The sequence below is a fragment of the Paenibacillus chitinolyticus genome (assembly GCF_045038035.1).
Lineage (GTDB): Bacteria > Bacillota > Bacilli > Paenibacillales > NBRC-103111 > Paenibacillus_F > Paenibacillus_F chitinolyticus_A.
This window is the reverse complement of the sequence record NZ_CP173427.1, coordinates 1,263,756-1,277,378: the sequence shown is the minus strand read 5'-3', so window position 1 is coordinate 1,277,378 and position 13,623 is coordinate 1,263,756. Positions and strand designations below refer to the sequence as shown.

15 protein-coding genes are annotated in these 13,623 nt (G+C 59.6%); 4 read left to right on the top strand and 11 right to left on the bottom strand.

Annotation, left to right across the window (positions count from 1 at the left end; all coding sequences use genetic code 11):
- Positions 1-207: 207 nt before the first annotated feature.
- The 3 genes from ACI48J_RS05930 to ACI48J_RS05920 form a co-directional block, all read right to left on the bottom strand.
- A complete protein-coding gene (locus ACI48J_RS05930) occupies positions 208-1,515 on the bottom strand; it encodes a purine/pyrimidine permease (protein ID WP_405082142.1) in 1,308 nt (435 codons plus the stop codon).
- A gap of 117 nt (positions 1,516-1,632) precedes the next feature.
- Positions 1,633-2,898 (bottom strand): molybdopterin molybdotransferase MoeA, encoded by a 1,266-nt coding sequence (locus tag ACI48J_RS05925; protein WP_405082141.1) that lies wholly within the window; start codon positions 2,896-2,898, stop codon positions 1,633-1,635.
- A 2-nt stretch (positions 2,899-2,900) separates the two neighbouring features.
- Complete coding sequence (locus ACI48J_RS05920; protein WP_405082140.1) at positions 2,901-3,650, bottom strand: molybdenum cofactor guanylyltransferase; 750 nt, start codon at positions 3,648-3,650, stop codon at positions 2,901-2,903.
- Between the two features lie 371 nt (positions 3,651-4,021).
- Here ACI48J_RS05920 and ACI48J_RS05915 point away from each other — a divergent pair, with 371 nt between their 5' ends.
- Together ACI48J_RS05915 and ACI48J_RS05910 are read left to right on the top strand one after the other, a co-directional pair.
- Positions 4,022-4,663 carry an ANTAR domain-containing response regulator gene (locus tag ACI48J_RS05915; protein WP_405082139.1) on the top strand — a complete coding sequence of 214 codons (642 nt, stop codon included), beginning with the start codon at positions 4,022-4,024 and terminating at the stop codon, positions 4,661-4,663.
- A gap of 214 nt (positions 4,664-4,877) precedes the next feature.
- The gene (locus ACI48J_RS05910) at positions 4,878-5,861 is read left to right on the top strand and encodes a ketoacyl-ACP synthase III (RefSeq protein ID WP_405082137.1); all 984 of its coding nucleotides are present in this window, start codon (positions 4,878-4,880) and stop codon (positions 5,859-5,861) included.
- 199 nt (positions 5,862-6,060) lie between these two features.
- On the opposite strand, the gene ACI48J_RS05905 is transcribed toward ACI48J_RS05910, so the two are convergent.
- The 7 genes from ACI48J_RS05905 to ACI48J_RS05875 form a co-directional block, all read right to left on the bottom strand.
- Positions 6,061-6,513: a hypothetical protein gene (locus tag ACI48J_RS05905; RefSeq protein WP_405082136.1), complete on the bottom strand. Its 453-nt coding sequence runs from the start codon at positions 6,511-6,513 to the stop codon at positions 6,061-6,063.
- A complete protein-coding gene (locus ACI48J_RS05900; RefSeq protein ID WP_326054275.1) occupies positions 6,510-6,839 on the bottom strand; it encodes a hypothetical protein in 330 nt (109 codons plus the stop codon). Before ACI48J_RS05900 ends, ACI48J_RS05905 begins: the two co-directional genes overlap by 4 nt.
- A gap of 129 nt (positions 6,840-6,968) precedes the next feature.
- Complete coding sequence (locus ACI48J_RS05895; RefSeq protein WP_326054274.1) at positions 6,969-7,259, bottom strand: hypothetical protein; 291 nt, start codon at positions 7,257-7,259, stop codon at positions 6,969-6,971.
- Positions 7,260-7,395: 136 nt separating this feature from the next.
- A complete protein-coding gene (locus tag ACI48J_RS05890) occupies positions 7,396-8,655 on the bottom strand; it encodes a hypothetical protein (protein WP_405082134.1) in 1,260 nt (419 codons plus the stop codon).
- A complete protein-coding gene (locus ACI48J_RS05885; protein ID WP_405082133.1) occupies positions 8,633-9,460 on the bottom strand; it encodes a glycosyltransferase family 2 protein in 828 nt (275 codons plus the stop codon). Before ACI48J_RS05885 ends, ACI48J_RS05890 begins: the two co-directional genes overlap by 23 nt.
- Before the next feature lie 238 nt (positions 9,461-9,698).
- Positions 9,699-10,307, bottom strand: a complete 609-nt coding sequence (locus ACI48J_RS05880) for a DUF1796 family putative cysteine peptidase (RefSeq protein WP_405082131.1) — start codon at positions 10,305-10,307, stop codon at positions 9,699-9,701.
- Between the two features lie 28 nt (positions 10,308-10,335).
- Complete coding sequence (locus tag ACI48J_RS05875) at positions 10,336-10,965, bottom strand: DUF1796 family putative cysteine peptidase (protein ID WP_405082129.1); 630 nt, start codon at positions 10,963-10,965, stop codon at positions 10,336-10,338.
- Between the two features lie 175 nt (positions 10,966-11,140).
- Here ACI48J_RS05875 and ACI48J_RS05870 point away from each other — a divergent pair, with 175 nt between their 5' ends.
- Together ACI48J_RS05870 and ACI48J_RS05865 are read left to right on the top strand one after the other, a co-directional pair.
- The gene (locus ACI48J_RS05870; RefSeq protein ID WP_405082127.1) at positions 11,141-11,536 is read left to right on the top strand and encodes a hypothetical protein; all 396 of its coding nucleotides are present in this window, start codon (positions 11,141-11,143) and stop codon (positions 11,534-11,536) included.
- A gap of 107 nt (positions 11,537-11,643) precedes the next feature.
- Positions 11,644-12,108, top strand: coding sequence for a hypothetical protein (locus ACI48J_RS05865; RefSeq protein ID WP_405082125.1), 465 nt, complete (start codon positions 11,644-11,646; stop codon positions 12,106-12,108).
- Between the two features lie 246 nt (positions 12,109-12,354).
- Here the strand turns inward: ACI48J_RS05865 and ACI48J_RS05860 are convergent, their stop codons facing one another.
- Positions 12,355-13,587 carry a glycosyltransferase family 4 protein gene (locus ACI48J_RS05860; RefSeq protein ID WP_405082124.1) on the bottom strand — a complete coding sequence of 411 codons (1,233 nt, stop codon included), beginning with the start codon at positions 13,585-13,587 and terminating at the stop codon, positions 12,355-12,357.
- Between the last annotated feature and the right edge of the window lie 36 nt (positions 13,588-13,623).

Below are 13,623 nucleotides of genomic sequence, written 5' to 3'. Positions count from 1 at the left end.
GCGGGGCAGGAGTGTCTGCCGGGCGTCGCGGCGGGGGCCCCTTGGCGGCATCGGGATGGTGCGCATGACGGCGGGCGGCCGGGCGAGCAGCAGCCGTTGTCGCAGCTGCTTGCCGCCCCTTCCGCGCGGCAAGCAAAAAAGCCTCTGACAAAGGAGATGCGTATACAACGCATCGGCCTGTCAGAGGCTTTTTTACATACGTACGGCTTACATCGCGGCGGCGTCTTTTTTACGTGCGGAACGTTCCCGGTAAAGAAAAAACTGCTCCAGGACGATACAGACGAGCATACCCAGCACAAGCCCGTTGTTGGCTACCGTGCGGACCAGACCCGGAAGCTGGGCAATCGCCGAAGCGGGAACGAACAAGCTGCCGATGCCGATCATAAGCGACACCCCGATAATAAAATAATCGCGGTCGCCGCCTTTGAGCGAATGATATTCGCGCAGCGCCAGGCCGATCATCGAAGCGAACGGCACGAAGATGACCGCATAGCCTACCGGCATCGGCAGGGAAGTGAAAATGGCCGTGACCGGCGGGAACAGGCTGATCAGCACCATGCAGACGGAAGCCAGCACAAACGGCAGCCGCTGAACCAGCCCCGTCGTCAGTATGAAACCCGCGGTTCCGGAAATGGGCACGCAGCCCATCGCGGAAAACAAGCCTCCGAGCGCCGTCGAGACGCCCATCATCAGGCTGGTGCGGTTGTAGTTCACGGGTGCTGCGGCCGCGTTTTTGTCGGCGGATACTTTTTCCACGACCTGAATGCTTGCAATGAGGTTCGCGAGCAGCAGCAGACCGATCAGGACGGACGTCGGCAGAATGCCCGCATCCCACTGGGGAAGTCCCCACTCGAAAATTCCCGGCAGGGCGAACGCCGAAGCCGAAGCCGGTACGTCCGGCGCGATACCCAGCAGCATAAACAGGACCCAGCCCGTCAGCAGCGAAAGCAGAATCGAATAATTCCGGAGAAACCGGCTGCTGGTCCGCGGCAGGAGCATCGAAAGCAGAAGCACGGCGAAGGCCGGCAGGGCAACCCGCGAATCCACGGCATCCTGCAGATAGCCGATTCCAAGCAGTCCTTTCATAAAAGAGCCGCTGAGCTGGGCGACCAGAATCAGCAGGTACGTGCCTGTAACGAGAGGCGTGAACAGCTTGCGGATTTTTCCTATCCACCCCAAGGCACCGAGCAGCAGGAACAGCGCTCCCGTCAAAAGCATGCCCGTTTCAAGCTGGCGAAGACCATCCGCGAGCGCCAGGGCTCCCGAAGAGATCAGGCCCGCATACACAACGAAAATACCCCACCACAGGCCGGCGGGGCCTTCCATCATCGGCAGCTTGTGGCCGAAAAGCGTTTGCAGCAGGGCGGAGACGCCGATCAGCAGAAAAGTCCGCTGCATAAACGTCGCGATATCCGCTGGCGGCAGGTGCAGCGCGTTGCCTACGGCTAGCGGAGCGACCAGGCTCCCGGCCAGAATAAAGGCCAGCCACTGAATCGTAGAAAAAAACAATTTCATCGGAACAAGACTCCTTGTCGGGCTCGACTATAAACAAATCTTTACAGTCTTAAGGTATGTTAAAAAAATAATCATATCCCACCCGGACAAAGTTTGGCAAGAAACCCCGAAAATCTTTTAGCGGATACCGACCGCATCCGTCAGCATAAGATCGACCGTACCGCCGGGTCCCGGCAGCTCCCGCTCCCGCTGGCGGATCAGACAATTCGCCCCGAGCAGACCTTCCCAAAGATCGGAGGGCCGGTTCCCGCTTCCCGTCATTTCGACGCGCAACCGCCCGTCCCGGATGTATGCGGTCCCGCCCGTATAGCGGACCCGATCCGCTTTCGGCTGCACGAAGCCCGCCGCAAGCTCCGCCCCGATCCAGCGGGGAACGGCCTCCGCCCGGCCGGCCATCCGCCGCATGGCGGGGACCGCGAACAGCTGCGCGCAGGCGAAAGCCGCCGTAACGTCCCCCGGCAGCCCGAGAATCGGCTTACCTTCCCGGACGGCAAAGCGGCAGAGGCTTCCCGGCTGCATGTTCACGCGCCGGAAGAGAGTCTCGGCCCCGATCAGATCGTAGATCGCGGGCAGCAGATCGTAGTCGCCGACGGAGATGCCTCCGGTCGTGATGACCGCGTCCGCCTTGCGGGCGGCGTCCACGATGGCCTGCGACAGGCGGTCGATATCGTCGGCGCACAAGCCCGCCTCCAGCACCGTGCAGCCGGCGCGCTCCGCAAGCACGGCGATACCGCGGCTGTTGGAGGCGCGGACCCGGCCGCTCTGCGGGTCCGCGCCCGCGTCCACCGGCTGCGGGCCGATAGCCAGCACGGCGACGACAGGCTTGCGGCGGACGGAGACGCGGGCAAAGCCGAGCGCGGCCAGAACAGCGGCTTCGGCCGGCCCGACGACGCTCCCGGCCGCCAGCACCCTGGTCCCGCGCGCGATTTCTTCACCGCGGCGGACGATATTTTCCCAGGGACGGACCGGTCCCGGGATGTCGACCACCTGACGGCGCCCGTCCCAGGTGACATGCGCCGCTTCGAAGCGGCAGACGGCGCCTGTTCCCGGCGGAATCGTCTCCCCCGCGCTTAACCGGACGGCCGTTCCGGACGGAATCTCCGCATCCGCGGAACAATTTCCGTCCCGGACATTCAGCCGCAGGGGCTTCCCTTGGGCCGCAACCGTCAAGTCTTCCCTCCCGACGGCGAATCCGTCCGCGAGCGACCGGTCATTTCCCGGAAGAGGTTCGGCGGCGATCACGTCCTGATCCAGCGTACGTCCCCCCGCCTCGCTTAGGGAAACGATCTCCGGAGCCGTCATGTGAGAAAATCGCAGCACAAGATCGAGTGCCTCCTCCGGCGTAACCGTCTTCGCCGCCTGCCCGTATACCCGTTTGGCCACGCTCATCCTCTCCTTTCGCTCATTCGCCGCACCCTCTGCCCGGCTCCCGCCGCCAGTTGTCCGGCCGCATAATTCTGAGCGGCCATATAATCGATGGGACGGTTGATATCGAAGAGTCCCATCCCCGTCCGGTCCAGCTCCCTCACCCGCTCGGGAGGCAGCGTTCTTACCCCCGCCTCGAGGATGAATTCCAGCGCCGAGCGTTCCCCGTTCGCGATAAACTTTTCAAGAAGAGGAAGGCAGCCGCGGTTATAAACGGCAAAAAGCGGATGCAGGCCCTCTTCCGCCTGAGGAGCGACTACGGGCATGACCGTATCCTTCGTTTCGGCCAGCAGACCGGACGCCAATTTTCTGGACGGAAAAGGAATATCGCATGCCGTGACGAGACAGTGCCGGAAACGGGCGGCCGTCATTCCCGCATGAATACCCGCCAGCGGCCCGGTTCTGCTCTGCCTGTCGTGAACGAGACGAAGACCCGGAACAGCTTCCAGCGAATCCGGCAGCAGCCGGATTTGTTCCATTTTACGATCGGCGGATATGACGATAATCACTTCCTCGCAGAGTGAGGCCAGCGTTAAGGCCAGCTTGCAGATAACGGGAACGCCTCCGATTTGAAGCGTAATTTTGTCCCTACCCATCCGGACGCTCCTGCCCCCGGCAAGAATAACGGCCGTCGCTTCTTTCCGGACAGCTCCCTTCACCACTGACAACCGGTTCATCCTGGCTTCCTCTCCTTTCATCCTCACGTCCATGATGATCTTCCTGGATATGTCCCCGCATTACGGATAAGGTTCGAACGTTTCGACGAATGCGCAAATAGCCCGTTTCCCTACAAAGGAAGCAGGCTTCATTGCCTCTTTTCCGGCACGCCTTTGTGCCGAAGCTTGATTCGGATGCAAAACGGATATCGTGACGCCGACGATTTTCACGTCAGATTTACTGACTTCGATGAATGAATTATACGAAATTCAATCTTTCATGTCAATAAACTTCACTCATAAGTAAAAATTTACGGGTATTTTTTCGTTTTTAGTAAAAAAAGAGTTATTGAATTGAATTTTATGTTATATTAATTAACATAAATTTTACAAACTAAACATTTAGGCTAAAGGGGGCCCGCACCGTGCGTTCGATTTTATTGATCGAAGATATCCGCATTGAAAGAAGCCGCGCTTTCGCCAAACGGAACCGCAGCAGAGCTGCCGCGTTAACGGCCGCAAGCCCCGAAGAAGCGATATTGTTATGTGATTGCCGGCTGATAGAGTCGGGGATAGAATCCGTCCTGCATCTTACTGCCTCCCTGCAGAAAGCGGATGCCGTTCTCCTGGCCGTTCCCCCTTCGGGTTACAGAGACCTGCTGCCTCTAATCCGAAACCGGCGTTCCGTTCCCGTTCTCTGGTGGTGTGACGAAAAAACGTTTCCGCCCGGCGAAAGCGCGGATCTTGGCCAACTGGACGGCCTCATCGGCCCGGGAATGAATTTCCGGCAGCTGCAGTCCTCTATGGCGCTGGCTCTCGGCCACCATACCGGGAGAAACCGCCGGGAAGAAGAAAAATCGGATGCCGGCGTGCGGCTGCAGGAGCGGCAGTGGATCGACCGGGCCAAGCGGATCGTGATCGACGCCCGGAAAATAAGCGAAGCGGAGGCTTACGCCTTCCTCCGCAAACAGGCGATGGATCAGCGCAGACGGATGGCCGATGTGGCCCTTGCGATTGTGAAAAGGGCCGAACTGCCGCAGAAGCGGCATCCGGGGGACGAAAACTGAGCATGTTTGGGACACCCGCCGCTCGTACACGCATATAGCGCGGTAACCTCCTCTGAGATACGGCGAAAAAGACTCACCTGTCAAACGGACTCTCCGACTGAAATTAAATTTTTAAAGGGGAAGCAGCCGATTGACAGTGGGGTCTTTTTTAGTGTACATTAGTTTTAGTACCTGGTACTAATATCAACTACTATATTCTTGATGAGGTGATCGGATGAACTCGAAAGCACGAATTTCCGCGGTCGGCAGCTATGTTCCCGAGAAAAGATTGACGAACTCCGACTTGGAGCGCCTGGTGGAAACGAACGACGAATGGATCGTCCAGAGAACCGGCATGCGGGAAAGACGGATTGCCGCTCCCGGAGAATATACGAGTCATATGTGCATCTCCGCCATCGATAACATGATCGCCGAATATGGGGTTTCTCTGGAGGATGTGGATCTGATCCTGACGGCGACCAATACGCCGGATCTTCCTTTCCCGACGGTATCCTGTCTCGTACAGGCGCACTTCGGCATCCCGTCGACGGGGGCTCTCGACCTGAACGCGACCTGCGCGGGCTTCGTTTACGCGCTTCACACGGCGAACGCTTTTATTACGGCGGGCCTGCACCGCAAAATTCTCGTGCTCGGCGCCGATCACATGTCGGCCATTACCGACTATACGGACCGTACCACGTGCATTCTGCTCGGCGACGGTGCGGGAGCCGCTCTCGTTGAGGCTGCGGCCGACGGGACTCCCGGTGCTTTCCTTGGACATCATCTGGGATCGGACGGTACGGGCGGCGTGCATTTGTACCGTTCCGGACTGGCGGACCGTCTCGGGGAGAAGAACTTGGAGGGCGCCGGGAAGCTTGTCCAAAACGGCCGGGAAGTGTACAAATTCGCCGCCGGCACGGTCCCCAAAGGGGTAAGCTCACTGCTGGAAACGGCCGGTATGGCGCTGTCCGAGGTAGACTGGTTTATCCCGCACAGCGCTAATCTGCGCATTATCGAATCCGTCTGCGAGCGCATGGATTTCCCTGTCGAGAAAACGCTGTACAGCCTGGAGTATTACGGCAATACCTCGGCGGCCACCATTCCGCTGTCGCTCCATATGGGGTTGAAAGAAGGCAAAATCAAACCGGGCGATCTGCTGCTTCTTTATGGCTTCGGCGGCGGACTGGTACATGGCGGACTGCTCGTGCGCTGGGGATGAGAAACCCGCTGCCTGCCGCATCTGCCGCATCTGTCCCTTCTGCATTCTCATCCGCCGCCAGACCGGCGCAGTGCCTGCTTCCGCACCGGCTCCAGCGCTTTTGCCTGCGCGTCCGCTTGCTCCCGCTCCTGCCCCCGCTTACCCGCTCACACCGGCGCGCATAAGCCGGCGCAAGCGGCGGCTCCCGCTCCCGCCGGGCTCAACCGGACGGCGCGGAAGCCGCCGCTCCTTCAGCGTTTCCCCCGGGCTCTTCCGCGCCGGGGCAGACAAGCGCCCGCGTGCCCGAACGGACCCGTTCCCGCGTGTTCAGCCACGGCTTTGCGGCGGTCTTCGACCGGCGGCGGCGCGGCTGCAGCAGCAGGTCGATTTTGCGCTGCAGCACGAAATGATAGGCGGCCAGCGCCTGAAGAAGCCCGCCGGCCGCGGAACCGGGCCGCCGCCCTCCGGGAAACTCCTCCGGCGGAAGCAGCAAATCGGCGGGCTGACTGCCGCCCGCCGTACCCGCTTCTCCGCAGGAGGAGTCCGCGTCCGGCACAGCCGCTCCCGGCAGTGCGGCGGCCGCCTCGGTTACGCGCATCATCGCCCGCTGGCTGCGGGCCAGAGCCTGCAGCATCTCGAGCTTCCAGGCATCCTCCGTCAGGCGCGGATTCATTTGTTCCCGCCTCCGAGCAAATCGGAGTAATCGCCCATACCACCGCCCTGATTTTCCTGTTCCCCGATTACGATTTGCAGATGCCTGCCAAGCGACTGTTCCATTCTCGTCATCGCCTCGATCAGCTCGATCAAACCGTCGTGAACTTCCAGCGGCTGCTGCACCTGATCCTGATGCGCGGCAAACTGCTGTGCCGTCAGATGATTGCATATCCACGCTTTCGATTTCTCGGCTTCCGCCGCCTTCGCTTCCAGTATCGACGCGATGCTCACCTGCATTTGCGCCACGGACTGGAGAATCCGTACATAGGAGTCTTCCCTGCTCACAAGCTCCGCCCTCCTTTCTTTCTCATGCCTTGCGTACTCTGCCGTGTCCGCCCTCCGCCTCTTACCGCTTCGGCTTTCGGCATGCTTCCGACGCCCGTCATTCAGCTTACGGTTCCCGTCTTCCGGAGGCTATTCGTTCTCTTCGCCGCTTTCCAATTCCTTCACGGCGAGCCCGAGGTTGGTCGCCAGCGCTTCCTCCAGATCCGCGAGCGAGGACAAATAACTCGTCACATTCCGTGTGACGTTAACCGATTGGTTCAGAAGCGTTTCGATATCCGCAAACGCCGGGTTCTTATCCGGAATTTGACCGATCAATCCCGCCATATGCGCGGCTACCTCGCTTTTATAGTGAAGGATTTTGGCGAGCTCCAGATGGGATCTGGAAATATGCCGCACCAGCGTGTCTTTTTCGCGCTCCATCCCGCGCCTCCTTTCCTGTACCGTCCGGATTTCTATATTCAAAAGTATATGCACGGAGAACCGCCGGTGTCCGCGGACAAGCGGCGGCGCTTGCAGTCGGACCGGACTCGGCGGACCCCGCTTCCTTAATTCCCGCTCAGATGCTTTCCCGCGAAAAATCTTCCGAAACGGACGTCTCCTCCGCCATACCCGGAGAATCCGCATCCGAAGCGTATCCCCGGCGGCGCCAGTTGTCCGGGTAGAAAAGCCTCGGACCGAGCCTTTCCATGGCGAACCCGAGCGCTTCCAAGTGATCGGACGCCCGGCTCCGGTCCAGCCAGGCGTAGGGCCGGACATCCCTCGCGGACCGCGTAACCCCGCCGGAAAGCCGCACGGATGAAACCGCGAGGCCTTCGATCAGAGCGGCTCCATGCGCCCTGGCGGGATGGGCAAGCTCCGCGCCGAGCTTCGTCACCGCCTGGCGGGACAGGGCGTGGGGCAGCACGGTCAAGCTGTCCGCCTGCAAATCCCGGCGGCCCAGCGCGTAGTTGACGAACTGCTTCGCCATGACTTCGGGCGGGCGCTTGTGAAAGAGAGGCAGCTCCGCGGAAACGCCGCACAAGGCGGCATCGCTCCCTCTGGCGATCACACCGGCAAGCGCCGCTATTTCCTCGGCCGCAGAAGACACGGACGCATCCAGGAACACCAGGATATCGCCTTCCGCCGCTGCCGCTGCCGCCGGTCTTTCTTCTCCGCCCCGGGATACGGTCCCGGCGGACACGCCTCCCGCGCCAATAAGCTTCACTTCCGATCCAAGGCGCGGGGCCGCAAACTCTTGAACCAGCTGCGGGGTAACCGCCTCGTCACGCGAAGCGAGGATAACCTCGTGCAGAGCCAGCCTCTCCAGCTCCCCGAGCAGTCTCAGCAAGGGCGAATCCTGCACAGCGAAGGCTTCCGGTCCGGCGTCGTGTAAAAGAATGACGGCGGATACCCGCTGTTCCGAAGGAAACGGAAACCAGCCCCTGTCCGGCAGCCCCGCTCTCTCGCAATAGCCCTGCGCAAAAGCCGACGCGGCAGCCGCATATTCCGGTCCGGCGGGATTCAGACCGCTCAGCACTCCGCCGTGGCGGGCCCAGAGATCGTTCATCTGTCTGCGCGCCGCCGCTTCATCCGTCAGGCAGGAGCCCGCCTCGTCTCCGTCTACGGAAGCGGACCGGACCGGTAAGCCTGCGGCCAGCAGACCTCCCAGTCTCCGTCCGGCCGCCGCAAGCTCGGCAATCCGCCGTCCCTTCAGGGATGTTCCCGCCTTCGCGCCGGTTTTTCCCGGATTTCCGCCGCGGGACCGCATCCGGCTTCGCGGCTTCTGCCCTCTCGCTGTGCCGGGCGGCTTCTTCTTAGTCGTCAGCCGCTTCATCATCTCCCTCCTTCCCCGTCTCTGTCCGGAGAGGCTTGGCCGCCTCTTCCGAAAACGCCGCGGCTTCGATCCAGGCATGCAGCGCTTCCAGGTGATCGCCCAGGATCAGATCCCCTACGGGATCGCTTCCGGCGCCTTTTCTCCTCCTGGGATTATTGGCTCCCACGGCCGCATATGCCGCGGCCTTAACGTTCAGCCCCTTACGCAGCGCAAGCGCGAGCGCCTTAGGCGGGACGGCGAGCGCCTCCGCCCCGATCTCGCTTATCGCCTTGCGGCTTAACGCGTGCGGAATCGTCGTCAGCGACGTTCCCGCCAGGTCCGGCCGGTCCAGCATGGCGGTCAGCGCATGCTTGGCAAGGACAACGCGGTGAACGTTGTCGCGCTTGACCGGGCCGATGTAGGTGTTCATGGCCACATCGGCCCCGTTTTCCACGGCTTTGACGAAAGCGGAGAGCTTTGCGGCGGGAATCACGATATCCCCATCCGTAAAAAGCACAATATCTCCTCGTGCCGCCCGCGCTCCGACGGCCCTGCCGACATCATGGCCGAGCACCGTATCGAACGCGATCATCCTCGGCCCCATTTTCTCCACGATACGGCGGGAACCGTCCGTAGAGCCGTTTACTACGGCTATTACCTCCACGCTCGGATGAACGCGGTACGCTTCCCTTATGACGGCCGCAAGAGACCGCCGCTCGTTATAGACCGGAATCACCACGGACACTTTCGGAGCGGGATCGTTGCGGTACGTGTGCAGGCTTCTTCCGCCCCTGCTTTGCGCAAGCGGTGTCTTCCGTCTCTTCTTCACCTGCCGCTCACCTCCGTCCCCTTCTCTGCGGCATCTTCTGTCATATCGTATGGGCCGGGTCGCCGGATCGGGAGGGCGGATGTGGAGACGCGCAAAAAAAGGCTGTCTTTTCCGCCGGAGCAAGCGGACCCATGCCTTTTGAAATGAGCCCGGACACCCGCCTTGCGGAACCGGCAGCGAACGGCCGGCACACCCCCCGGAGAGCGGACGGCTCTTTGGGGACCGCCGGTCCCCGGGTTCAGCCCAGGCTGACGTCTTTGAAAAGCGTATCCCAGCAATCCGGGTTGATACTGTAACAGCTGACCGCGCACGTCCGGGGGAGGGGCCATTGAAGGTCTGCGATGCCGTCGGCGTTGCTGTGATTGATCACCAATACCCGGTAATCGTAATTCACCAGCCCGTTCAGCACCCGCTCCAGCTCCCGCGCCTCCTCGTAAGACGCGTTCGTACGGACAAACAGCAGCCGTTTGGCGTACGTCAGGTAATGCAGGGTCCGGTAAATGCGGCGGTCAAGCCTGCTCCTGAATTCCGGATATGATGCCAGATGGAAAATATGATTTTGTTTTTGCGGAAAATCATGAGCTGAAATAATCCGGGATTTTCTATCCTTAACCAGGAAATTACCGCCTGCGTAATCGACCCCGATCGCTTTCAGATTAGGGAGTTCCATAAAGCCTTGGAATCTGTTTTCCAGTACCCCGCTTATGTCTTCCAATTCGGATATCATCCAGTCGAATACACCCGAATACGAGCGCAGGTTCATTCTTTTCAACTGAATGGAAGGGGTGCAATTCTCTCCCAGGCTGTAAATCAAATCGTACTTTCCGGCTATTCCGCTTAAGTCCATGGACGCCCCGGCTCCCTTCTACCGCGCCTTATTTCAAGCTGATATCGGCAAAAAAAGTATCCCACCAGCGGTCGCTGTTAAAATTCCAGATATCCGCATTGGGGACCTGGACGGCGCACGTATGCGGCAGCGGCCAGTCTAGCTCGACCAGGCCCGGTACCTGTTCGTATTCCACCAGCAGGATCTTGTATTCATGCGTGACAAGCCCGTTCAGCACCTGCTCCAGTTCGGCCGTCTCCTCGTACGTTCCATGCATGCGAATGAACAAGATATGCTTTTCCTCGCTTAATTTTTTTAAAAACCGGTTAATCCGGCGGTTCAGCTTTTCCTTAAATTCTCCGTAGGTTAAAAGCTGTTCCGGCGAATTGCGGTTCACCGGGAAATCGTGGACGGATATGACGCCGTATGCGGAGTCCTTCACTTGATAATTCGGCTGAAGGGTAACCGGCTCCACCACGCTCATATGGGCAAGCTCCATGAATCCGTCAAACCGTCTGCCCAGCAGCCGGTTCACGTCCGCGAGCGAATCCGACATCATCCAATCCAGCACCCCTGCGGAAGAGCGCAGGCCGTGCTTTTCCATTTGAATAGCCGGCAGGCAGTTTTGTCCAAGGCTGAATACGGAGTCGTAGCTCCCCGCCAAGTCTTGTAAACGCATCGTACTCCCTCCTTTTGGCATCCTCTTGTATACAATGCGCGAAGGGAACGTTCAGCGTGGACCCCCGTCCTTGCCCGGAAAAATGGACGCGCACATCCAATCCCCCGCCGCGTCCCGGCATACTCTGTTAGAAAGGATGTGAGCCGCGAGCATCCGGAACACGGAGGTAAACGTCATGTACAAGTACTATCAGAAGGTGGAAATAGATCCGCATACCCATGCGCTGCCGCTTCAAGCGGGCGACCAGGAAGTATTCCTGTGCCCCCTTTATTTGTACGGAATTACGCCGGGCATCCGGATTCTTTTTAATGTGAGTATTGCCTGGAGCAACCCCGTCACTTACGACATCGGTGAGCTTGAAATCAAAATACGGCGCGACCATCCGGGCGGACCCGTTATCGAGAGCAGCGAAGATTCACGCTTCCGCGGGGGGACAGCCAAGATGGAAGGGGAAGACGAAGGGGGCGCGGCCGAAATCGCGGTTTATTACCTGACCGTGCGTTCGCCCGGAGGCAAAGCTCTGATCGAAGGCCCGATTGTGTTCGAGGGATTCGTCCTGGAAGAGGGCTGACCCCAGTGAATTGGTTGTTTTTACCGGGTTACTTGTCCGTTCCGAAAGAGCCGGCGAGTGAATTTACTAATCTTGTAAGTATAATTTTCAGAAGGGGATGACATACCATGGCTACCATTTTGGACTATCAGACCAATGATGCTCTCATAGGCGGAGGCTCCCTGCCTTTTCCGGTTACGAATCCGCTGCTGGGCGGCGTCGAGCTCGAAGTCGCCACCATTAACCTGACGCCTTCGGCGACTACCGATCTTCTTCGTTTCGAGGGAACGATCGGCTGGCAGCCCGACCTTCTTCTCGCCACTCCGCTGCTCCCGATTCTGCAGGTCAGAATCCGCGTGGGCAGCCCGACGGGAACCGTCATTTACGAGACGGACGATTCGGCTCTGATCGGTACCGGCGTTCTGACGACCATCACGGACAATATCTTGACGGTTTCGTTCCAGCATTCGATTTCAGCCGCTGTCGTTCCGGCGGGTTCGCAGCCTTACTTCCTGACCGTTGCCGTCCGCGGACTGGGCAGCATATCGATTCGCGGACCCGTTCACTTCGGGGCCTTCGTTATCGCTCCGTAACGGGATCTTTTGCGGCAAAGGCAGACAGGATACTATCCTGTCTGCTTTTTTTGTATAGGGCGCCTGCGGCTCACACAAAAAACCCCCACAACTAACGTGAGGGTTTTTCGGCGTTATCGGCATTTATCCGTGTTTATCGGTGTTTATCGGTGTTTATCGGTGTTTATCGGTGTTTATCCGTGTTTATCGGCGTTTATCGGCGTTTATCGGCGTTTATCGGCGACAAACGGTGATTACCCGCGCCCGCTAAAATCGTCCCCGGCTGCGTCCTGCCGCCAGATAGGCCTTTATGAAATGCTCCGTCATCCGGTCCAGGGACCAGCGCTCACAGCCCGAGAGGCGGGCGGCTTCGCCCATCTTCAGCCGGAGTTCGTCGTCGGCAAGCAGCAGCTCCAGGTGGTAGGCCAGCGTATCGGTGTCCCCTACCATAGAGACAAACCCCGTCTCGCCGTGCGCGACCATTTCCGGCAGCCCGCCCGCATTGGAGACGACGGCCGGCTTGCCCGCCGTCTGCGCTTCCATGACGGCAAAGGGCTGGTTATCCTGCACGCTCGGGTGCACGAAGATATCGGAGAGCGCCAGGATGGCCGGCACATCTTCCCGGTGCCCGAGGAACAGCACATCGCCCTCAAGCCCGGCAGCCCGCACCTGAGCGATCAGCTCGTCGCGTTTGTCGCCGTCGCCGACCAGCCAGCAGAGCCAGTCGGAGCGTCTTTGTTTCAATTTGGCCAGGGCACCGATCAGAAAGTGAATACCCTTGATCGTTTCCAGACGCGCCGGGCATACAAGCAGTTTTTTCCCTTCCGGACGGACCAGGGGCGTACCGGCAGCGAGCTTGCGCGCAAACGGCTCCATATCGAATCCGTAGGGCGATACTTCGATATGCCCGGCGGGTACGCCGTATTCCCGGGAGAGGACGTTTTTCAGCCAGTTGGAGGCTGTTACCGCCTTCTCCGCCGCCATGGCGCCGTGATATTCGAGCGTGCGGTAATAGAGGTGCGCAAGCGGCCGCAGCGTCTCGGAATCCAGTCTGCCGTCCTCGTCCAGCAAGATTTTGATCTCCCTTGCCAGAGATCCGTGAAGGCTCGCCACCAGACCGGTGCTCGGGGGTCTTACCCGGTTTAATGCGAGCGAGGCAATCACGTCCTGGGCATGGATGACGTCGTACTGCTGAAGTCCGAACGAAGCTGCGGCCAATTCCATGCAGTAGCGGTCCATTTCCACGCGGTGGACGAGCGGGTCCTGATGAAGGACCGGCAGCGCGTCCCGGTTTAATTTTGCCTGAAGCATGTGCATCAGATCGTCTTTCATCACCTTTTGTCCGGTTCCGTAGATGTAATATTTGGGTTCGTCGGGTCCGTTTCCCATCAAATCGACCTGATGCCCCCAGTTTTCCAGACGGTTTTTGAGCTGGAGCATAAACGGCCATACCCCGCCGACATGCGGAACAGGCCAATAGGTCGCAAGCAATATTTTCAAGAGCCTTCCCCCCGTTTCGCCTCTGTTTCCTTCTTA